Annotated in this window: 14 protein-coding genes, 1 tRNA gene and 1 rRNA gene; 13 read left to right on the top strand and 3 right to left on the bottom strand. The window is 68.9% G+C overall.

The features are described from left to right. A 5S ribosomal RNA gene (rrf, locus tag AB0I94_RS40525) occupies positions 1-95 on the top strand; the annotation flags it as partial. Between the two features lie 114 nt (positions 96-209). Next, positions 210-872 (top strand): DegT/DnrJ/EryC1/StrS family aminotransferase, encoded by a 663-nt coding sequence (locus tag AB0I94_RS40520; protein ID WP_363314828.1) that lies wholly within the window; start codon positions 210-212, stop codon positions 870-872. Between the two features lie 12 nt (positions 873-884). Here AB0I94_RS40520 and AB0I94_RS40515 read toward each other — a convergent pair whose 3' ends face one another. Beyond that, the gene (locus tag AB0I94_RS40515; protein ID WP_363314827.1) at positions 885-1,778 is read right to left on the bottom strand and encodes a PHB depolymerase family esterase; all 894 of its coding nucleotides are present in this window, start codon (positions 1,776-1,778) and stop codon (positions 885-887) included. Between the two features lie 140 nt (positions 1,779-1,918). Here AB0I94_RS40515 and AB0I94_RS40510 point away from each other — a divergent pair. Further along, positions 1,919-1,991 (top strand) — tRNA-Thr (locus tag AB0I94_RS40510). 95 nt (positions 1,992-2,086) lie between these two features. On the opposite strand, the gene AB0I94_RS40505 is transcribed toward AB0I94_RS40510, so the two are convergent. Then, positions 2,087-4,750, bottom strand: coding sequence for a SpoIIE family protein phosphatase (locus AB0I94_RS40505; protein WP_363314826.1), 2,664 nt, complete (start codon positions 4,748-4,750; stop codon positions 2,087-2,089). Positions 4,751-5,022: 272 nt separating this feature from the next. On the opposite strand from AB0I94_RS40505, the gene AB0I94_RS40500 reads away from it, so the two are divergent. The 10 genes from AB0I94_RS40500 (at position 5,023) to AB0I94_RS40455 (ending at position 20,307) form a co-directional block, all read left to right on the top strand. Continuing rightward, positions 5,023-10,545: a HAMP domain-containing protein gene (locus tag AB0I94_RS40500; protein WP_363314825.1), complete on the top strand. Its 5,523-nt coding sequence runs from the start codon at positions 5,023-5,025 to the stop codon at positions 10,543-10,545. Between the two features lie 244 nt (positions 10,546-10,789). Then, entirely contained in the window at positions 10,790-11,473 is a 684-nt protein-coding gene (locus AB0I94_RS40495; protein WP_160507566.1) for a response regulator, read from the top strand. 176 nt (positions 11,474-11,649) lie between these two features. Beyond that, on the top strand, positions 11,650-14,427 hold the full coding sequence (locus AB0I94_RS40490) for a DNA translocase FtsK (protein WP_363314824.1): 2,778 nt from the start codon (positions 11,650-11,652) through the stop codon (positions 14,425-14,427). Between the two features lie 188 nt (positions 14,428-14,615). Further along, the gene (locus tag AB0I94_RS40485; RefSeq protein ID WP_363314823.1) at positions 14,616-15,503 is read left to right on the top strand and encodes a helix-turn-helix domain-containing protein; all 888 of its coding nucleotides are present in this window, start codon (positions 14,616-14,618) and stop codon (positions 15,501-15,503) included. Between the two features lie 66 nt (positions 15,504-15,569). Then, positions 15,570-17,063 carry a 30S ribosomal protein S12 methylthiotransferase RimO gene (gene rimO, locus AB0I94_RS40480; protein WP_363314822.1) on the top strand — a complete coding sequence of 498 codons (1,494 nt, stop codon included), beginning with the start codon at positions 15,570-15,572 and terminating at the stop codon, positions 17,061-17,063. Continuing rightward, on the top strand, positions 17,060-17,809 hold the full coding sequence (gene pgsA, locus AB0I94_RS40475; protein WP_363314821.1) for a CDP-diacylglycerol--glycerol-3-phosphate 3-phosphatidyltransferase: 750 nt from the start codon (positions 17,060-17,062) through the stop codon (positions 17,807-17,809). The genes rimO and pgsA overlap by 4 nt, the downstream gene beginning before the upstream one ends. Then, entirely contained in the window at positions 17,809-18,390 is a 582-nt protein-coding gene (locus AB0I94_RS40470) for a CinA family protein (RefSeq protein WP_363314820.1), read from the top strand. The genes pgsA and AB0I94_RS40470 overlap by 1 nt, the downstream gene beginning before the upstream one ends. 109 nt (positions 18,391-18,499) lie before the next feature. Beyond that, positions 18,500-18,874, top strand: a complete 375-nt coding sequence (locus tag AB0I94_RS40465; RefSeq protein WP_160507571.1) for a helix-turn-helix transcriptional regulator — start codon at positions 18,500-18,502, stop codon at positions 18,872-18,874. Positions 18,875-19,134: 260 nt separating this feature from the next. Beyond that, positions 19,135-19,605 carry a DNA starvation/stationary phase protection protein gene (locus tag AB0I94_RS40460; RefSeq protein ID WP_363314830.1) on the top strand — a complete coding sequence of 157 codons (471 nt, stop codon included), beginning with the start codon at positions 19,135-19,137 and terminating at the stop codon, positions 19,603-19,605. A gap of 315 nt (positions 19,606-19,920) precedes the next feature. After that, positions 19,921-20,307 (top strand): hypothetical protein, encoded by a 387-nt coding sequence (locus tag AB0I94_RS40455; RefSeq protein WP_363314819.1) that lies wholly within the window; start codon positions 19,921-19,923, stop codon positions 20,305-20,307. Here the strand turns inward: AB0I94_RS40455 and AB0I94_RS40450 are convergent. Then, entirely contained in the window at positions 20,255-21,127 is an 873-nt protein-coding gene (locus AB0I94_RS40450) for an SDR family NAD(P)-dependent oxidoreductase (protein ID WP_363314818.1), read from the bottom strand. The two genes, AB0I94_RS40455 and AB0I94_RS40450, sit on opposite strands and share 53 nt — an antisense overlap. Positions 21,128-21,130: the final 3 nt, after the last annotated feature.

The following is a 21,130-nucleotide window of genomic DNA, read 5'->3' as shown; positions in this document are numbered from 1 at the left end:
AAACGCCCGGTTACATTCCGAACCCGGAAGCTAAGCCTCATAGCGCCGATGGTACTGCAGGGGGGACCCTGTGGGAGAGTAGGACGCCGCCGAACTATTATTAATAGAGCTGGTCCCTGAACTTCGGTTCAGGGACCAGCTCTTTTTTGTTTTGCGACACTTGCCGTTCACGTTCCGCAGCCAGCATCTGAGGCATGAGGACAGTTGGCATGTTGCGAGCCGCAGGCGTCGGCGCCGGTGACGAGGTCATCGTGCCGGCGTACGGAAACGTCGAGATCGCCGAGGCCGTGGTCCTGGCAGGGGCCGTGCCCGTATTCGCGGACATAGATCGGGTGACGTACTGCCTCGATCCTGATGCGGTGGCCGCAGCGGTGAACTCCCGTACGGCCGCTGTGGCCGTCGTGCACCGCTTCGGGCACCCGGCCGACGTCAGGCGGCTTCGGGACGTCGGGCAGCAGCACGGCATTCTCGTACTGGAGCACGGAGAGTCGGACGCACCGTACGACGAGCGTGCCCAGCGGCGGGCCCACGCGGCCTACCTCAGCGGGCGGCTCGGCGGTGTGATCACCCCGGACGGTGTCGAGGGGCACAGCTATCAGCAGTACGTCGTGCGGGTGCCCGGCAACGGGCGGCCGGACCGGGACGCGTTCGCACGTGCCGTGCGGGCCAAGGGAATTGACTGCAAGGTGCCCGTGAAGACGCCCGTTCACCGCACGCCGAAGTTCTGGCGGGACGTCTATCTGCCGGAGACCGAGCGTGCCGCGGACGACACCCTGGCGCTGCCGGTCGACGCGTCGATGTCGCGACGCGAACTGCAGCGAGTGGTGTCCGCCTGCAACGCGCTCGGCGGGCTTCTCCAGCCGGCGTTCTGAGAGCCGCTTCCGTCAGGGCGCTTTCTTGGTGTGGGACTTGAAGAACTCCCACATCAGGTCTGTCGCGTTGATGCCCGCGGTGGCGTCGGACATGCTGCCGCCGGCGCCGCCGGGCCAGGAATGGCCCATGTCGGGCAGTCGGTAAACGACCACGTCCGAGCCGTCGCGGCACTCCGCCGTTGTCTTTTTGATCTTTTTCTTGAGCTTCTCGGGGCGGCTCGTCTCGCACGACAAGCGTTTCTGCCAGGCCGTGATGCCCTCGTCCATTCCTGTGTAGTGCTCGTCGAGGCTGCCGATGAAGGTGATCACAGAGACGGGGGTCTTCGGCATGTACGAGGCCTTTGCCGAGTCCGGGCCGAGATAGCCGCCGCTGACCGGGGCGATGGCCGCGAAGGTGCCGGGGAGTTCGACCGCCAGCTTGTAGGACATGTCGCCGCCGTTGGAGATGCCGGTCGCGTAGACGCGGTCCGGATCGGCGTTCCACGTGCCGGTCAGCCTCTTCGTCATCGTACGGATGAAGCCCACGTCGTCCTCGGTGCCACAGCAGATCAAGGCGTTGAAGCCTTGGTTGAGGCCGTCGGGATAGGCGACGAGGAAGTCTTCCTCGTCGGCTTTGGCGTTGAGGCCGCTGATCGTGGCCGCGGCCGCGCCGTCGCCAGGATAGGGGTGCATGGCGATGACCAGCGGGAGCTTTTGCGAGCGGGTATAGCCGGGCGGGGCGTGCACCGTGTAGACGCGCTTCTTGCCCTTCCAGGAGAGGGTCACTTTGTGATCGCCGGGGCGCGGTTTCTCGGCGGCCGGTGGCTTCTTGGTGGGCTTCTGGTCCGCGGCCTTGTCATCGTCGGATCCGCAGGCTGCGAGCGGCAGGAGCAGGGCGGCCAGCGCCAGGGGCAATGAGTTCCGCATGGATGTACCACGTCGGGTCGGCATGGGCGCAGAGTGGCAGTGGCGGCGCGGGCGGTCCAGAGGAACGGCCGGTTCGAGGCACGTTCGCTTTCGGGTATGATCTATTCCGTTGCCGCGCGGGAAACCGCGAAGCGCAACAGGCCCCTATAGCTCAGTCGGTAGAGCGTCTCCATGGTAAGGAGAAGGTCAGCGGTTCGATTCCGCTTGGGGGCTCAGCGAGCAAGACGGGAAAGTCCCCGCCCAGTTGGGCGGGGACTTTTTTGTTTTCCGGGGTCCCTGGGCGCCCCCGGGGAGAGGCTGTCGGTCCGTCAGTCCTTCTGGAGGCCGGGGACGCGCATCGCGAGGATCGCCATGTCGTCCGACGGGGCGTCCGTCGCGAAGCGCTCCACCGCGCGCATGATGCGAGCCGCGACCGCGCCCGCGGTGAGGCCGGTGCACGTGGTGAGGACCTCAGCGAGGCCGTCGTCGCCGAGCATGCGGGTGCCTTCGCGGCGTTCGGTGACGCCGTCCGTCACGCAGAGCAGGACGTCGCCGGGGTCGAGCGTCATCGTCTGTTCGTAGAGCTCAAGGTCCTCCATGACGCCGAGGAGCGGTTGCGGCTCCGCGTACGGCTCGACCGTGCCGTCCTGGCGCAGGCGGAGCGGGAGCGGATGGCCGGCGCAGACGATCTTCAGGACGGCCGAACCGTCCTCCTGCGGCCACAACTCCCCGTACAGCAGGGTCAGGAAGCGGCTGCGCGCGCCCTCGTCGAGGATCGCGGCGTTCAGGCGCTCCAGGACCGCGGGGCCGCCGAAGCCCTCGCGGGCGAGCAGCCGCAGGGCGTGGCGGGCCAGGCCGGTGACCGCGGCTGCCTCCGGGCCCGTGCCGCAGACATCGCCGATGGCGAAGCCGTACGCGCCGTCGCGGATGGGGAAGAGGTCGTAGAAATCACCGCCGACTTCGTTCCCCTCGCCGGCCGCGCGGTAGATGACCTCGACCTCGACGCCCGGGATCTGCGGGAGGCCCGGCGGCAGCAGGCTGCGCTGGAGGGACTGGCTGATGGCCATGCGCTCCGAGTACAGGCGGGCGTTGTCCAGGGCGAGGGCCGCTCGGCGGGAGAGATCTTCGGCCAACTCCAGGATCTCTTGGCGGAAGTGTTCGTCGGAGGGCTTGCCGAGCGTGAGCATGCCGATGACGCGGTTGCGGGCGACCAGCGGCAGGACGACCGTCTCGCCGCCCACCGCCGATGCCGTGGAGAGAGTCGTGCCGATGCCCGAGCCGAGGCTCAGGGGCTCACCGAGGCCGAGGCTGCGCATGGAGGTGCGCAGGGCGGCCTGGTGGGCGGCCTCCGAGGGGGCGGCCCAGACGCGGGCTCCGGGGGTCGGTACGGGGTCGGGAGGGGCGATCTTGGAGAGGAGTGCCTTCAGGCCGTCGATGCGCTCCTCGTCCTCATGGAGGACGTACGAGAGGTAGGGCTCGGACGACTGGTCGGCGATCGTGTAGACCGCGCACCAGGTGGCGAGTGTCGGGACCGTCATCTGGGCCATGAGCGCCAGGGTCTGGTCGCGGTCCAGGGTGCCCGCCAGGAGGTCCGAGGCCTCGACGAGGAAGGAGAGCGAGCCGCGGCGCAGGCGCTCGAGCTCGCCCAGGCGCGCGGACTCGACGGCGAGCGCGATGCGGTCGGCGGCGAACTGGAGGCGCAGGGCCTCTTCGTTCGTGTACCGGTCCGGGGCCTCGGCGGCGACGCCCAGGGAGCCCGTGAGGCGTCCCTCGACCTTCAGCGGGACCGTGACCACGGACCGCATGCCCGTGCCGCTGAGGAGCGGTACGGCGCCGGGGACGACCGTGAGGTCCTCGTGGACGGCCGGCATGCGGGCGGAGCCGTACCGTCCGGGGCCTGCTTCGACGGGGACGCGGGCGAAGCGCTGGCGGGCCGAGGGCAGGCCGGTCGAGGCGCGGACCTCGAGCTCGGTCTCGTCGTCCGTGGCGAGGAGCAGGAAGGCGGCGTCGCCGTCGAGCATGTCGCGCGCCCGCTCGACCGTGCGCTGGAGCAGACCGTCGAGGTCGTCCGGCGCGGGGGAGCCGATGAAGACCTCGAAGGGGTCGGCGGTGTGCGACTCGGTGAGTGCCCCGGGCTCGGGGGCGGGGCCGCGCAGCGGTGTCTGCAGGACGGCACGCTCGTCGTCGCGTACGAGCAGGCAGACCGTGGAGGGCTCGCCGTCGGTGTCACGGACGCGCAGGTGTGAGGCGTAGACGGGGGTCACGCGGCCGTCGGAGCCACGGATGCCGTAACTGCCTTCCCAGCGGGAAAGTTTGAGCGCTTCCACGATGCCGGTGCTGGTGCCTGGGGTGTGCGGCCAGGCGGCGAAGTCGGTGAGCGGTTTGCCGGTGACCTGTTCGGCGACGTACCCGAAGAGATCTTCGGCGTCTTCGTTCCAGGCCGAGATGGCGCCCACGCGGTCGATCTGGACGACGGCGACGCGGACCCTGCCGTCGGTGAGCGGCAGCAGGTCGGCCGGGAGCGCGGGGCCCGCGGCGCGGGTGCCCACCGAACGGTCCGGAAGGTCGAGTTGGAACCAGACCTGCTTGTTGGTCGGGGTGTAGTCGACGCCCCAGCGAGTGGCGAGCGCCGCGCACAGCTGGAGGCCGCGGCCTCCCTCACGGTCGGGGCTGCCCATGTTCGCCGCGGACTGCTGGAGCGGGATCTCGCGTTCCGGATAGTGGTCGGAGACCTCGATGCGTACGGCGTCCTCGCTGCGCAGACAGAGGACGTCGGCGGCGGTTCCGGCGTGCACCACGGCGTTGGTGACGAGTTCGCTGGTGAGGACCACGGCGTCGTCGACGATGTCCGTGAACCCCCAGCCCTGGAGGGTGTCGCGGACAAAGGAGCGGGCCGTCGCGACGGAACGCCCGACGGGGTCGAAAGTCGCAGCCGCGCGCGCGGTGATCACAGAACTCCTCGTACGAGTATCGACGCCCAAGTCTCCCACCATGGTGCGGCCGCCCCTCCGATGCCCGCTTGTACGTGTGCCACCGCCCAGGCCGGGCAGGACCGGGGTGGTTGGACAGCCGGATGCCAGGTTACTTACCTTCGCCGTCCATGCTGATGCCGGTCGTCAGTGTTTCCGCCCGGAGGGTGTGCGGACGGTGTGCGAAGCTGCCGAACTGTTATGGCCTGGTTCAGCCATGGTGAAACACTGGGCAGGCTTCTTGAGAGAGCCCAGGTAACCCGAGCAGTACGGTCGACCCTTGCGGGAGGGACACAGTGGAGTCTGGCGCAGCGACGCGGGGCACTAAAACGCGTGCGAAAGACGGACAGTCCCAGAGCAAACAGCGCAAACCGCGCAACGGAGCGACCACGTCGGTGGACACGGCGGCCCTGAACAGGCTGCTCGTGGCGCTTGCGGCCATGCGGGACGGAAACTTCCGCAAGCGGCTCACGGTCTCCGGTGACGACGTCATGTCCGAGATCGCCGCCGTTTTCAACGAGGTGGCCGACCGCAATCTGCACCTGACGGGTGAGATCGCCCGGGTCCGGCGGGTGGTCGGGCGTGAGGGAAAGCTCACGGAACGGCTGGAAACCGGCGCCAGTGAGGGCTCGTGGGCCGCCGCGATCGATGCCTCGAACGCCCTTGTGGACGATCTCGTACGCCCCGTCTCCGAGGTGGGACGGGTGCTCTCCGCGGTCGCCGAGGGTGACCTGGAACAGCGGATGGAGCTGCGGTCGCAGGTCGACGAGGGGAGCGGCCATCCGCTGCGCGGGGAGTTCCTGAAGGTCGGCCGGACGGTCAACAACCTGGTCGACCAGCTCTCGACGTTCACCGACGAGGTCACGCGCGTGGCCAGCGAGGTGGGCACCGAGGGCAAGCTGGGCGGCCAGGCGCGGGTACGTGGAATGTCCGGTTCGTGGAAGGATCTCACGGATTCGGTGAACACCATGGCGTACCGGCTGACCGCACAGGTACGTGACATTGCTCTCGTCACGACCGCGGTCGCCAAGGGTGACTTGTCCCGGAAGGTGACGGTTCATGTCGCCGGCGAGATGCTGGAGCTGAAGAACACCGTCAACACGATGGTGGACCAGCTCTCGTCGTTCTCCTCCGAGGTGACCCGCGTCGCGCGTGAGGTCGGCACGGAGGGCGAGCTCGGCGGCCAGGCGCAGGTGCCTGGTGTGGCGGGTGTGTGGAAGGACCTCACCGATTCGGTGAATCTCATGGCCGGCAATCTCACCGCCCAGGTGCGTGGGATCGCCCAGGTCACGACGGCCGTCGCGAACGGCGATCTGTCCCAGAAGGTGACGGTGAGCGCACGCGGCGAGGTCGCCCAGCTCGCCGAGACCATCAACCAGATGACCGAGACGCTGCGTACGTTCGCGGACGAGGTCACCCGCGTGGCGAACGAGGTCGGCGCGGAGGGTCAGCTGGGCGGTCAGGCGAATGTGCCGGGCGCGGCGGGGACCTGGAAGGACCTCACCGACTCGGTGAACACGGTCTTCCGGAACCTCACCACGCAGGTGCGGGACATCGCGACGGTGACGACGGCGGTCGCCAACGGTGATCTGTCGCAGAAGGTCACCGTCGATGTCGCGGGCGAGATGCTCGAACTGAAGAACACCGTGAACACCATGGTGGACCAGCTCTCCGCCTTCGGAGCCGAAGTGACGCGCGTGGCGCGGGAGATCGGTGTCGAGGGTGAGCTCGGCGGCCAGGCGCAGGTGCAGGGCGCGGCCGGTACGTGGAAAGACCTGACGGACTCGGTCAACACGGCCTTCCGCAACCTCACGGGCCAGGTCCGCAACATCGCGCAGGTGACGACGGCGGTCGCCAACGGCGACCTGTCGCAGAAGGTCACCGTCGACGTCTCCGGCGAGATGCTTCAACTGAAGAACACCGTCAACACGATGGTGGACCAGCTGTCGTCCTTCGCCGATCAGGTCACGCGGATGGCGCGCGACGTGGGCACGGAGGGGCGCCTCGGCGGCCAGGCACGCGTGGACGGTGTCAGCGGTACCTGGAAGGAACTGACCGACTCCGTCAATTTCATGGCGGGGAACCTGACGTCGCAGGTGCGTCAGATCGCCCAGGTCACCACGGCGGTGGCCCGCGGCGACCTGTCGCAGAAGATCGACGTGGACGCGCGCGGCGAGATCCTGGAGCTCAAGAACACCATCAACACGATGGTCGACCAGCTCTCCGCCTTCGCCGACCAGGTGACCAGGGTCGCCCGCGAGGTGGGTACGGAAGGCCGCCTCGGCGGGCAGGCGCAGGTACCCGGCGTGGCCGGTGTGTGGCGCGACCTGACGGACTCCGTGAACGGCATGGCCGGCAACCTCACCGCCCAGGTGCGCAACATCGCGCAGGTCGCGACCGCGGTCGCGCGAGGTGACCTGTCGCAGAAGATCGACGTGGACGCGCGCGGCGAGATCCTGGAGCTGAAGAACACCCTCAACACGATGGTGGACCAGCTCTCCGCCTTCGCCGAGCAGGTGACGCGGGTGGCCCGTGAGGTGGGCACCGACGGCATCCTGGGCGGCCAGGCCGAGGTGCAGGGTGTCTCCGGCACCTGGAAGGACCTCACGCAGTCCGTGAACGGCATGGCGAACAACCTGACCCTCCAGGTCCGCAACATCGCCGAGGTCACCACGGCCGTCGCCATGGGGGACCTCTCCAAGAAGATCACCGTCGACGCGAAGGGCGAGATCCTCGAACTCGTCACCACCGTGAACACGATGGTCGACCAGCTCTCGAACTTCGCCGAGCAGGTCAACCGCGTGGCCCGCGAGGTGGGCACCGAGGGCAACCTCGGCGGTCAGGCGCGCGTTCCGGGCGTCACCGGCACCTGGAAGGACCTCAGCGACAACGTCAACCTGATGGCGAACAACCTGACCGGCCAGGTGCGCAACATCTCCCAGGTCGCGGCTGCGGTCGCCAACGGAGACCTGACCAAGAAGGTCACCGTCGAGGCGCGCGGCGAGGTCGCGCAGCTCGCCGACACCGTCAACACGATGGTGAAGACGCTGAGTTCGTTCGCGGACGAGGTGACCCGAGTGGCCCGCGAGGTGGGCACGGACGGCATCCTCGGCGGTCAGGCGCGAGTGCCCGGAGTCTCGGGCACGTGGAAGGACCTGACGGAGTCCGTGAACGGCATGGCCTCCAACCTCACCGGCCAGGTCCGCAACATCGCCATGGTCACCACGGCGATCGCCAAGGGCGACCTGACCAAGAAGATCGACATCGACGCCCGTGGCGAGATCCTCGAACTCAAGACCACCATCAACACGATGGTCGACCAGCTGTCGTCCTTCGCCGAGCAGGTCACGCGCGTGGCCCGCGAGGTGGGCACGGAAGGGCAGTTGGGCGGCCAGGCGCGAGTGCGGGACGTCGACGGCACCTGGCGCGACCTCACCGAGTCGGTGAACGAGATGGCCGGAAACCTGACGCGTCAGGTGCGTGCCATCGCCGAGGTCGCCACCGCGGTGACGCGCGGCGACCTGAACCTGAAGATCGACGTGGACGCGGCGGGCGAGATCCAGGTCCTCCAGGACAACATCAACTCGATGATCGCCAACCTCCGCGACACCACCCTCGCCAACAAGGAACAGGACTGGCTCAAGGGCAACCTCGCCCGTATCTCCGGTCTGATGCAGGGCCGGCGCGATCTGGCGGACGTCGCCTCGCTGATCATGAGCGAGCTGACGCCGGTGGTCTCCGCGCAGCACGGCGCGTTCTTCCTGGCGCTGCCCACGGACGAGAACACGGAGCCCGGCGCCGAGCAGGGCGACGCGTACGAACTGCGCATGATGGGCAGTTACGGCTACTCCATGGGTTCGATGCCCACGTCCTTCCGGCCCGGCGAGACACTCATCGGCACGGCGGCGCAGGAGCGGCGCACGATCCTCGTGGAGAACGCGCCGTCCGGCTATCTGCGGATCGCGTCCGGTCTCGGCGAGGCGCCGCCCGCCCAGGTGATCGTGCTTCCGGTGCTCTTCGAAGGGACCGTCCTCGGCGTGATCGAGCTGGCCGCGTTCCAGCCGTTCACGCAGATCCAGAAGGACTTCCTCAGCCAGATCGCCGAGATGATCGCGACGAGCGTCAACACCATCAGCGTCAACACGAAGACCGAGGTGCTGCTCAAGCAGTCGCAGGAGCTCACCGAGCAACTGCGCGAGCGCTCGGCCGAGTTGGAGAGCCGACAGAAGGCACTGCAGGACTCCAACGCCGAACTGGAGGAGAAGGCCGAGCTGCTGGCCCAGCAGAACCGCGACATCGAGGTCAAGAACACCGAGATCGAAGAGGCCAGGCAGGTACTGGAGGAGCGCGCGGAACAGCTCGCGGTCTCCATGCGGTACAAGTCCGAGTTCCTCGCCAACATGTCGCACGAGCTGCGTACGCCGCTCAACTCCCTGCTCATCCTCGCCAAGTTGCTCGCCGACAACGCCGACGCGAACCTCACCCCCAAGCAGGTGGAGTTCGCCGAGACGATCCACGGCGCGGGCTCGGATCTGCTGCAGCTCATCAACGACATCCTCGACCTGTCGAAGGTCGAGGCGGGCAAGATGGACGTCTCCCCGACACGCATCGCCCTGGTGCAACTGGTGGACTACGTAGAGGCCACTTTCCGGCCGCTGACCGCGGAGAAGGGACTCGACTTCTCCGTACGGGTGTCTCCGGAGCTGCCCGCGACGCTGCACACGGACGAACAGCGCCTCTTGCAGGTGCTGCGCAATCTGCTGTCCAACGCGGTGAAGTTCACCGACTCCGGAGCGGTCGAGCTGGTGATCCGGCACGCGAACGCCGATGTGCCCAACGCGATCCGTGAACAGCTCCTGGAGGCGGGTTCGCTGCGGGACGCGGACGCGGATCTGATCGCCTTCTCGGTGAGCGACACGGGCATCGGTATCGCGGGCAGCAAGATGCGGGTCATCTTCGAAGCGTTCAAGCAGGCCGACGGAACGACGAGCAGGAAGTACGGCGGCACCGGACTCGGGCTCTCCATCAGCCGGGAGATCGCGCGTCTCCTCGGCGGCGAGATCCACGCGGCGAGCGAACCGGGCCGCGGCTCGACGTTCACCCTCTATTTGCCGCTGCACCCGAGCGAACTGCCGCCCCAGGGTTACTCGCAGCTGTCACCCCTGCCGGGCACGGTCGCTCGGCCCGCTCTGGAGGAGGGCGCGTCCACGGCCGAGCAGCCCGCCCAGCCCGCGCAGAGCGAGGGAGTCACGCCGCCGCGGCTGGACGCGATGCCGGGAACCGGCACGCTCTTCAGGCGCCGTCGTCGTGCCGCGCACGCCTCGTCGGAGCAGCCGCCGGTGCTGCCGGGGCAGGGCGTGGCGGAGCCTCAGGGGCAGCGCTCGCAGGAGCAGTGGCCGGCCGCGGGACAGGAGACGGCCGAGGCGCGGCCGGGCTACCAGTTCGGCGGCGAGAAGGTGCTCATCGTCGACGACGACATCCGCAACGTGTTCGCGCTCACCAGTGTCCTGGAACAGCACGGGCTCTCGGTGCTGTACGCGGAGAACGGCCGCGAAGGCATCGAAGTCCTGGAACAGCACGACGACGTGACGGTCGTCCTGATGGACATCATGATGCCGGAGATGGACGGGTACGCGACGACGACGGCGATCCGCAGGATGCCGCAGTTCGCCGGTCTTCCGATCATCGCGCTCACCGCGAAGGCCATGAAGGGCGACCGGGAGAAGGCCATCGACTCCGGGGCGTCCGATTACGTTACGAAGCCGGTCGACCCGGATCATCTGCTCTCGGTGATGGAGCAGTGGATGCGCGGGGAGTGACCGAGAAGAGGCTTCATTACGCGGAGTTGCTGACAGAGTGTGGCCGAGGCCGTGTAGAAGCGCGGTATTCGGGGAACCTTCTGGTCTCCCAATGCGTTTCTGCTACGTGCACAGTGACATCGCGGTGACAGGGTGTGGCGACAGGCGGGGTGCGGCTACCATGACCGGCACAAGGACGGACGGCGTAAGGGAGTCGTCCCCTGGGGCGGCGCCCGGTGTACCGCCGGGGCGAGGAGGGCGGGCCATGGTGCAGAAGGCCAAGATCCTCCTGGTCGATGACCGGCCGGAGAATCTGCTGGCGCTGGAGGCCATCCTCTCTGCGCTCGATCAGACCCTGGTACGGGCATCGTCCGGGGAGGAAGCGCTCAAAGCACTACTTACGGACGACTTCGCGGTCATTCTGCTGGACGTCCAGATGCCGGGCATGGACGGTTTCGAAACCGCCGCGCACATCAAGCGGCGAGAACGGACCCGGGACATCCCGATCATCTTCCTCACCGCCATCAACCACGGCCCGCACCACACGTTCCGCGGGTACGCGGCGGGTGCGGTGGACTACATCTCCAAGCCGTTCGATCCGTGGGTGCTGCGCGCGAAGGTCTCGGTGTTCGTCGAGCTGTACATGAAGAACTGCCAACTGCGGGAGCAGGCAGCCCTGCTCCGTCTCCAGCTGGAAGGCGGCGGCAAGTCCGCGGCGGGTGACGCGAAGGAGCCCGCAGGGCTGCTCGCCGAGCTTTCCGCGCGCCTGGCGGCCGTCGAGGAACAGGCCGAGGCGCTCTCGAAGCAGCTGGACGACGACTCGGCGGATGCCGCCGCCGTCGCCACCGCGGCCCATCTCGAACGCAAACTCACCGGCCTGCGACGGGCTCTTGACGCCCTGGAGCCGGGCACCGGAAGCGGTGCGCCCTCGGTGTCCTCGCAGAGTTGATCCGACGCGGACGCGGGGCAGAAGTCGTCGCGGAGGCAGTGAACGTCCGTCAGTTCACCGCCTCCGCAAGGGCGACACAAACGGGTGAAGGTGGGGGTCCCCCCTGTTCGAGCGAAGTCGAGAACTCGGGGGAGGCACACGTGTCCGCAGTGGCCTCCACCGGTAACCTCAGACCCATGGCCTCACGTCCGTCCGCAGCCAAGAAGACGCCCGCGAAGAAGGCGGCCGCGCCCACAAAGGCTCCGGCGAAGAAGGCCGCCGCCAAGAAGCCGCCGCCGAAGAAGGCTCCGGCGAAGAAGGCGCCCGCCAAGAAAGCCGTGGCGAAGAAGCCCGCGCCCAAGCCGGCGCCCAGTCCGACGGGCGGCGTGTACCGCCTCGCGCGCGCCCTCTGGCTCGGTCTCGCGCACAGCGTGGGCGCGCTGTTCCGCGGCATAGGGCGAGGTGCGAAGGGACTCGACCCCGCGCACCGCAAGGACGGACTCGCACTGCTGCTGCTCGGCATCGCGCTGATCGTCGCCGCGGGAACGTGGTCGAATCTGCGCGGCCCCGTGGGCGATCTCGTCGAGATGCTGGTGACCGGCGCGTTCGGCCGCCTCGATCTGCTCCTTCCGATACTGCTCGCGGTCATCGGCGTACGCCTCATCCGGCACCCGGAGAAACCCGAGGCGAACGGCCGCATCGTGATCGGCCTTTCCGCTCTCGTGATCGGCGTGCTCGGCCAGGTGCACATCGCCTGCGGCTCGCCCGCCCGCGCGGACGGCATGGCGGCCATAAGGGACGCGGGCGGACTCATCGGCTGGGCCACGTCGACCCCGCTGATCTTCACCATGGGCGAGGTCCTCGCCGTACCCCTGCTCGTCCTGCTCACCGTCTTCGGGCTGCTCGTGGTCACGGCGACCCCCGTCAACGCCATCCCGCAGCGGCTGCGGCTGCTCGGCACGAAGCTCGGCATCGTCCAGGCGGAGCCCGAAGCGGCGCAGGGTCACTACGCGGACGACGAGCGGTACGAGGAGCAGTGGCGCGAGGCGCTGCCCGCTCGCTCACGCAGGCGCGCCGAGGCCCCTGAGGCGTACGCCCCGGACCAGGCGGAGGAGGCGGCGCTCACCCGGCGCCGCAGGCCCCGCAGGGCGTCCGCACAGCCCTCTCTGGACCGCCCGATGGACGCGGTGGACGTGGCGGCCGCCGCCGCGGCCGCACTGGACGGTGCCGTTCTGCACGGCATGCCGCCCTCGCCGCTGGTCGCCGACCTCACGCAGGGCGTCTCGGGGGAGCGCGACGAGCGGGGCGCGCAGGACGAGCGGCCCGCGGAGAGCTCCGCGCCGGTGCCGACCGCGCGCGCCACGGACAGCCCGCCGCCCGGCGTGCGACGGAAGAAGCCCGGTGAGTCCGACGACTCCGGAGTGCCGGACCTGACCAAGTCCGCCCCCGAGAAGCCCCGGGACATGCCGCCGCGGGCCGAGCAGCTGCAACTGGCCGGCGACATCACGTACTTGCTGCCCGCGCTCGACCTGCTGGAGCGCGGCGGTCCCGGCAAGACCCGCAGCGCCGCGAACGACGCGGTCGTCGCCTCGCTCAGCAACGTCTTCAGCGAGTTCAAGGTCGACGCGGACGTCACCGGGTTCACGCGCGGCCCGACCGTCACGCGGTACGAGATCGAGCTCGGGCCGGCCGTGAAGGTCGAGAAGATCACGGCGCTGGCCAAGAACATCGCGTACGCCGTCGCAAGCCCCGACGTCCGCATCATCAGCCCCATCCCCGGCAAGTCCGCGGTCGGCATCGAGATCCCGAACACCGACCGCGAAATGGTCAACGTGGGCGACGTGCTGCGTCTGGCGGACGCGGCCGAGGACGACCACCCCATGCTGGTGGCGCTCGGCAAGGACGTCGAGGGCGGCTACGTCATGGCCAACATGGCGAAGATGCCGCACATCCTGGTCGCCGGAGCCACCGGCTCCGGCAAGTCCTCGTGCATCAACTGTCTGATCACGTCGATCATGATGCGGGCGACCCCCGAGGACGTACGCATGGTCCTCGTCGACCCCAAGCGCGTCGAGCTCACCGCGTACGAGGGCATCCCGCACCTGATCACGCCCATCATCACCAACCCCAAGCGAGCCGCCGAGGCCCTTCAGTGGGTCGTACGCGAGATGGATCTGCGCTACGACGACCTGGCGGCGTTCGGCTACCGGCACATCGACGACTTCAACCAGGCCGTCCGTGAGGGCAAGCTCAAGACGCCCGAGGGCAGCGAGCGTGAGCTCACCCCGTATCCGTACCTACTGGTGATCGTCGACGAGCTCGCCGACCTGATGATGGTCGCCCCGCGCGACGTCGAGGACTCGATCGTGCGCATCACCCAGCTCGCCCGAGCGGCGGGCATCCACCTGGTGCTCGCCACACAGCGGCCGTCCGTGGACGTCGTGACCGGTCTGATCAAGGCGAACGTGCCCTCGCGGCTCGCCTTCGCGACCTCGTCGCTCGCCGACAGCCGCGTCATCCTCGACCAACCGGGTGCCGAGAAGCTGATCGGTAAGGGTGACGGGCTCTTCCTGCCGATGGGCGCGAACAAGCCCACCCGAATGCAGGGCGCCTTCGTCACGGAGGACGAGATCCACGCGGTCGTCCAGCACTGCAAGGACCAGATGGCGCCTGTCTTCCGTGAGGACGTCACCGTCTCCACCAAGCAGAAGAAGGAGATCGACGAGGACATCGGTGACGATCTCGATCTGCTCTGCCAGGCCGCTGAACTGGTGGTTTCCACTCAGTTCGGGTCCACGTCGATGCTCCAGCGCAAGTTGCGCGTCGGGTTCGCGAAGGCCGGACGGCTCATGGACCTCATGGAGTCGCGCGGCATCGTGGGGCCCAGCGAAGGCTCGAAGGCTCGTGACGTTCTGGTGAAACCGGACGAACTGGATGGCGTGCTGGCCGTGATCCGCGGGGAGGCTCACCCATAAGGGAGCGGCAGGCAACCGTTTCCCATCGGCATACGTCAAGTTGAGGGGAGGGAAAGCACCGTGCCCCACCCTCAGGATGTCCCGCCATTCCGATGGCGTACAAAGTCCGTCGCCCAGTTGCCCCACCCTTCGCGAGCCCCCCTAGACTGAACATCCGGCAGGTGGCTACACGCTCGAAAGGCGCCCCCGTGTCCATCGGCAACTCCCCTGAAGACGACCGCCCTTCAGACCACCGACCTACTGACGACCTGCCCGTGGACGACCGTCCGGCAGCTGAGAGTCCGGCTGACGACCGGCCCTCCATCGGGCGCACACTGCAGCAGGCACGCATCGACGCGGGTCTGACCGTCGACGAGATCAGTACGTCCACTCGGGTGCGAATCCCGATCGTGCACGCGATCGAACAGGACGACTTCTCCCGATGTGGCGGAGATGTGTACGCCCGCGGTCACATCCGGACCCTCGCGCGTGCCGTGGGGCTCGACCCCGCCCTTCTGCTGGCCCAGTACGACGAGGCGCGCGGCGGTCGCCCGCCGGCGCCCACCCCGGCGGCGCCGCTCTTCGAGGCCGAGCGGATCAGGTCCGATCCGCGCCGTCCCAACTGGACCGCGGCCATGGTCGCCGCGATCGTCGCCGTCGTCGGCTTCGTCGGCTTCACCGCGTTCAGCGGCGGCGACGAAGAGGACGGGTCGAAGTCGCAGGTCGCGGAGGGCGCCACGCCGGCCACCAGCAAGCCCGCCACGAAGCCCGCGCCGAACAAGCCCGCCGACCCCAAGCCGGACCCGTCGGACAGCGCGATCGCCGGCGCTCCCCAGGACAAGGTCACCGTCAAGGCCACCGCCGCGGACGGCCGCAGCTGGATCTCGGCCAAGGACCACAACGGCCGGACGCTCTTCGACGGCGTCCTGGAGCAGGGGAAGTCGAAGACCTTCCAGGACAAGCAGAAGATCGATCTGGTCCTCGGTGACGCGGGCGCGATCCAACTGTTCGTGAACGGCAAGTCGGTCGAGAACGAGTTCGAGCCCGGCCAGGTCGAGCGGCTCACGTACACCAAGGGCGACCCCGAGGTCGGCTGACCCTTGTGACGGCGGCCCGGACCCTCGCGGCGGGGGCCCGGGCAGGGACAAAGTAGTCTTGAGAACATGCCCGAACGCCGTACCGTCGCCCTTGTCACTCTTGGCTGCGCCCGTAACGAGGTGGACTCGGAGGAGCTCGCAGGCCGCCTGGAGGCGGACGGCTGGCAGCTCGTCGAGGCCGCCGAAGACGCGGATGTCGCCGTAGTCAACACCTGTGGATTCGTCGAAGCCGCCAAGAAGGACTCCGTCGACGCCCTCCTCGAAGCCAATGACCTCAAGGGCCACGGCAAGACCCAGGCCGTCGTGGCCGTCGGCTGCATGGCCGAGCGGTACGGCAAGGAGCTTGCCGATGCCCTCCCCGAAGCCGACGGGGTGCTCGGTTTCGACGACTACTCCGACATCTCCTCCCGCTTGAACACCATCCTCAGCGGCGGCAGTGTCGAGGCTCACACCCCGCGTGACCGCCGCAAGCTGCTGCCGATCAGCCCCGCTGAGCGGCAGGAAGCGGGCTCGGACGTCGCGCTGCCCGGCCACGCCCCCATGGACCTGCCCGAAGGCCTCGCTCCCGCCTCGGGACCGCGCGCCCCGCTGCGGCGGCGCCTGGGCACCAACCCCGTCGCCTCGGTGAAGCTGGCCTCCGGCTGCGACCGGCGCTGCTCGTTCTGCGCCATTCCCTCCTTCCGCGGGTCCTTCATCTCCCGGCGCCCCTCGGACGTGCTCGGCGAGACCCGCTGGCTGGCCGAGCAGGGCGTCAAGGAGGTCATGCTCGTCTCCGAGAACAACACCTCGTACGGCAAGGACCTCGGCGACATCCGGCTCCTGGAGACGCTGCTGCCCGAGCTGGCCGCCGTCGACGGGATCGAGCGGGTGCGCGTCAGCTACCTCCAGCCCGCCGAGATGCGCCCCGGGCTCATCGACGTACTGACGTCCACGGAGAAGGTCGCCCCTTACTTCGACCTGTCCTTCCAGCACTCCGCCCCCGGCGTGCTGCGGGCGATGCGGCGCTTCGGGGACACCGACCGGTTCCTCGAGCTCTTGGACACCATCCGTACGAAGGCCCCGCTGGCCGGCGTGCGGTCCAACTTCATCGTGGGCTTCCCCGGTGAGACCGAGGCGGACGTGGACGAGCTCGAGCGGTTCCTCACGGGTGCGCGACTGGACGCCATCGGCGTCTTCGGGTACTCCGACGAGGAGGGCACGGAAGCGGCGACGTACGACCACAAGCTGGACCAGGACGTCGTCGACGAGCGGCTCGCGCGCATCTCGCGGCTCGCCGAGGAACTGACCTCGCAGCGCGCCGACGAGCGCCTCGGTGAGACCGTCGAGGTGCTTGTGGAGTCCGTGGACGAGGAGGACGGCGCGATCGGCCGGGCGGCACACCAGGCGCCCGAGACGGACGGCCAGATCCGCTTCACGGGGGCCACGGGTGGGGATGACCTGCAGGTCGGCCGTATGGTCGTGGCAAAGGTGGTCGGCACGGAAGGCGTGGACCTGGTGGCTGAGTACAGCGAAATCCTGGGGCACTCGCCCCGGATCCCGGCCGAGGAGGCACGCAGATGACCGGAGTCCCGGCATCCGCGGCGGGCGGCTCCGGCGCGCAGGGCGCCAAGCCGGTGCGCGGCGGAAAGTTGGGCGCTGCGGCCGTCAACCAGGCCAGCGTGTGGAACGTCGCCAACTTGTTGACGGTGATCCGGCTGCTGCTCGTGCCCGGCTTCGTGATGCTGTTGCTCGCCGACGGCGGGTACGACCCGGCCTGGCGTGCTTGGGCCTGGGCGGCGTTCGCCATCGCCATGATCACGGACCTGTTCGACGGGCACCTCGCACGTACGTACAACCTGGTCACGGACTTCGGGAAGATCGCCGACCCCATCGCCGACAAGGCGATCATGGGCGCGGCGCTGATCTGTCTCTCGTACCTCGGCGATCTGCCGTGGTGGGTGACGGGCGTCATTCTCGGGCGTGAGCTCGGGATCACGCTGCTGCGGTTCTGGGTGATCCGCTTCGGCGTCATTCCGGCCAGTCGCGGCGGCAAGATGAAGACTCTCTGGCAGGGCGTGGCCGCCGGGATGTACGTCCTGGCGCTGACCGGGCCGCTCGCCACGCTGCGGTTCTGGGTGATGGCGGTCGCCGTCGTCCTGACCGTCCTGACCGCGCTCGACTACGTGCGCCAGGCCATCCTGCTGCGCCGCCAGGGCCTCGCGGAGGCACAGGCCGCGTCGCTCGCCTCCGCGGCAACCACGGAGGCGGCAGCGGCAGCCGCCGAGGCCTCCGCTTCCGGCGAAGGGCCTCGGGAGTCGGCTCCGTGATGTCCCTCGATCCGGCCGCGGAGGTGCTGCGGCTCCTTCAGGCGCGCGGCGAGACGCTCGCCGTCGCCGAGTCGCTCACCGGGGGCTTGGTGGCCGCCGAGGTGACGGCGGTGCCGGGTGCCTCGCGGGTCTTCCGGGGGTCCGTGACGGCGTACGCGACCGAGCTGAAGCACGAGGTGCTCGGGGTCGACGGCACTCTGCTCGCCGAGCGTGGTGCCGTGGACGCCGAGGTGGCGCTCCAGATGGCGGCGGGTGTGCGCAAGGTCATGGGCGCTGACTGGGGGCTAGCGACCACGGGCGTCGCGGGGCCGGAGCCGCAGGACGGTCAGGCGGTCGGGACGGTCTTCGTGGCGGTCGACGGGCCGGGACCAAGGGCCGAGGGATCGGATTCCGGGCGCGGCGAGCCAAGTTCCGCTCTTCGCTCTGAGGGGAAAGTGGCCGCTCTGCGGTTGAACGGTGAGCGTTCGGACATCCGTATGGAGAGTGTACGGAGCGTGCTCACGCTGCTGGTCGAGCGGCTGTCCGGCGAACGTGCCGGGAACGGGCGGGCACAGGATACGGAACAGAACGGGGGGACTTGATGTTTGCAGCCCTGAGTGAACACGACATCGCTCCCCGCACGGCCGCCGCGCGAGGCGGTACGGTGGGGCGTGAAGGATGCGGCTACGCGGTCCGAGGAGGGAGCCACCGATGATTCTGCTCCGTCGCCTGTTGGGTGACGTGCTGCGTCGGCAGCGCCAGCGCCAGGGCCGTACTCTGCGCGAAGTCTCCTCGTCCGCCCGAGTCTCGCTCGGCTATCTTTCCGAGGTGGAGCGGGGGCAGAAGGAGGCATCCTCCGAGCTGCTTTCCGCGATCTGCGACGCGCTTGACGTACGGATGTCCGAGCTCATGCGTGAGGTGAGCGACGAGCTCTCTCTCGCCGAACTGGCTGCGTCGGCAGCGGCTACGGAACCGGTGCGCGCACCGGTTCGCCCGATGCTCAATTCCGTCTCGGTGAGCGGTGTGCCGCCGGAACGGGTGACGATCAAGGCGCCCGCTGAGGCGGTGGACGTCGTCGCCGCGTGACGCCGCGTTGACTGCGCACGCTGTTTGAGCGCTCATATGTGTACGAAGCCCTGGCTGGGTTACCGGCCGGGGCTTTCGTGCGTTTTGGGGTGTGGGTGATGTGGGTGATGTGGGTGATGTGGGTGATGTGGGTGATGTGGGTGGCCGGGGCGGCCGGGTGGGTGGCGCTGTGCGGGCTCTTGCGATGTCCCGATTGGTGCATTTGTGCCATGGTTGGTGGGGATTTTCGCTTAGGCGTTCCCATGATCTTTGGAGGCTGGATGTACGTCGTGAAGAGCTCTCTGTCCGATGCGGATCTGAAGGCGGTCTCAGAGGCCCTGCAAGGGGCGCTCGTGGACCTGGTCGACCTCTCCCTGGTGGCGAAGCAGATCCACTGGAACGTGGTGGGCACGCGCTTCCGCTCCGTCCATCTGCAGCTCGACGAAGTCGTGGACACGGCGCGGACGCACTCCGACACGGTGGCCGAGCGGGCTTCCACGCTCGGTGTCTCGCCCGACGGCCGCGCGGCGACCGTGGCGCGGAGCAGCGGCATCGGTGATGTCGCCGCGGGCTGGGTCAAGGACGCGGACGCGGTGGGAACGCTCGTGGATGCGCTCGGTGCGGTGATCACGCGAATGCGGCAGCGGGTCGCGGCGACCGGCGAGGCGGACCCGGTGAGCCAGGACATCTTCATCGGGATCACGGCCGATCTGGAGAAGCATCACTGGATGTTCCAGGCGGAGAACGGTTGATCGCGGGGGGAGGCGGGTCGTTCGTGGGGGGCGGGCCGATCGCGGAGGGCGATGGGGCGCGGCGGATGGCTGGCTGGCTGGCTGCGGAGAGGAACGGGACGCGGTGGATGGCTGGTGGCGGGGTGGTGACCGGGGTCCCGGCCGAGGTCATCGTCTGATCCTGGAGATCGATTGATCGGGACGTTGGCCGTGCCTCGTGAGCCCTGTGGTGCGCCCTCCCCCTCCGTGGGGCCGGGCGTTTAGCGTCGGGCGTCACGGGACGGGATTCGGGAGAGCCGGGATTCGGGAGTCGGGCCTCGTGCGGAGGTGGTGGCCGTGGCATGGAGAGTCGTGCGGTGGGCGCCGGCTCTGGTGCTCGGGGCGCTCTGGTGGTGGGGCGTGCTGCGGCTGGCCCTCGTTCCCGATGCGGGGGTCCTGGAGGGGGCCGTCGCGGCCGGCGGGTGGGGGCTGAGTCTGCTGCCGGTGCACTGTGTGCCGTACTCCCGGGCTGTGGGAGCTTCCCGGGCCGCCCGGTCCTCGCGGGCCGCCGAGTCCTCCCGGGTCTCGCGGTCGTCCCGGCCGGGGGAGTGTGGTCGGCGGTCGGGTGGTACGGCGGGGTGGCTAGGGAAGCGTACGGCCGGGGGTGTGGCCCGGTTCGCTGCTGATGCTGTCACCAGGGCATGGCGACGCCGCCGTTCGGGCGGAGGATCTGGCCTGTCGTGAAGGCGGACGCGTCGGACGCCAGGTGCAGGACGGCATGTGCGATGTCCTCCGGTTCGCCTACTCGGCCCAAGGGGGACATGCGGGCCATCAGCGCCTCGGTGTGCGCCTGGGCGTCGGCGCCGTGGCGGTCGGTCATGGGGGTACGGATCCAGCCCGGTGCCACGGCGTTGACGCGGATGCCGTGCGGGCCCACCTCGGTGGCGAGGGTCTTCGTGAGCTGGACGACGGCGGCTTTCGCCGCGCCGTAGCAGAGAAGGCCGGGGCCGCCGGTGTCGACGGCGCCCGAGGCCATGGTGATGATGCTGCCGGGGTGGCGGGGACCGTCGGTCTTGTTCGCGCTCGCTGCGTTCGCTGCGTTCGCCGTGTTCGCTGGGGTCGTCGTGTTCGCAGTGTTCACCGTGTTCGGCGTGTTTGCCGCGATCATTGCGCGGGCCGCGGCCTGGCAGGCGTACAGGACGCCCTTGAAGTTGATGTTCAGGACCCGGTCGAGGTCCTCGTCGCGGGTCTCCAGGACCGGGCTGCTGTGCATGATCCCGGCGATCGCGGCCATCACGTCCAGGCGGCCGGTGGACTCGGTGGCGGTCACCACGGCCTGTTCGACCTGGGCCCTGTCCGCGACGTCCACGGTGTGCGTGTGCGCCGTGCCGCCCGCGGCCTTGATGAGCGTGGCCGTCTCCTGGAGCCCCTGGGTGTCACGGTCGGCGCAGTGGACGGTGGCGCCCGCTTCCGCGAGGAGCACGGCAGAGGCGCGGCCGATACCGCTGGCCGCGCCGGTGACGAATGCGGTGCGTCCGCTGAGGTCGTACGCCGTGAGGGGCATGAC

The organism is Streptomyces sp. NPDC050147 (genome assembly GCF_040660195.1).
GTDB lineage: Bacteria > Actinomycetota > Actinomycetes > Streptomycetales > Streptomycetaceae > Streptomyces.
Note: the sequence above shows the minus strand (reverse complement) of the source record. Positions and strands in the feature narration are given on the sequence as shown.

What these genes read in the sequence shown, in the direction of transcription:
- AB0I94_RS40520 (WP_363314828.1), top strand. Translation starts at nt 210, where the DNA reads ATGTTGCGAGCCGCAGGCGTCGGCGCCGGTGACGAGGTCATCGTGCCG.
- AB0I94_RS40515 (WP_363314827.1), bottom strand. Translation starts at nt 1,778, where the DNA reads ATGCGGAACTCATTGCCCCTGGCGCTGGCCGCCCTGCTCCTGCCGCTC.
- AB0I94_RS40505 (WP_363314826.1), bottom strand. Translation starts at nt 4,750, where the DNA reads ATGGTGGGAGACTTGGGCGTCGATACTCGTACGAGGAGTTCTGTGATC.
- AB0I94_RS40495 (WP_160507566.1), top strand. Translation starts at nt 10,790, where the DNA reads ATGGTGCAGAAGGCCAAGATCCTCCTGGTCGATGACCGGCCGGAGAAT.
- AB0I94_RS40490 (WP_363314824.1), top strand. Translation starts at nt 11,650, where the DNA reads ATGGCCTCACGTCCGTCCGCAGCCAAGAAGACGCCCGCGAAGAAGGCG.
- rimO (WP_363314822.1), top strand. Translation starts at nt 15,570, where the DNA reads ATGCCCGAACGCCGTACCGTCGCCCTTGTCACTCTTGGCTGCGCCCGT.
- pgsA (WP_363314821.1), top strand. Translation starts at nt 17,060, where the DNA reads ATGACCGGAGTCCCGGCATCCGCGGCGGGCGGCTCCGGCGCGCAGGGC.
- AB0I94_RS40470 (WP_363314820.1), top strand. Translation starts at nt 17,809, where the DNA reads ATGTCCCTCGATCCGGCCGCGGAGGTGCTGCGGCTCCTTCAGGCGCGC.
- AB0I94_RS40465 (WP_160507571.1), top strand. Translation starts at nt 18,500, where the DNA reads ATGATTCTGCTCCGTCGCCTGTTGGGTGACGTGCTGCGTCGGCAGCGC.
- AB0I94_RS40460 (WP_363314830.1), top strand. Translation starts at nt 19,135, where the DNA reads ATGTACGTCGTGAAGAGCTCTCTGTCCGATGCGGATCTGAAGGCGGTC.
- AB0I94_RS40450 (WP_363314818.1), bottom strand. Translation starts at nt 21,127, where the DNA reads ATGCCCCTCACGGCGTACGACCTCAGCGGACGCACCGCATTCGTCACC.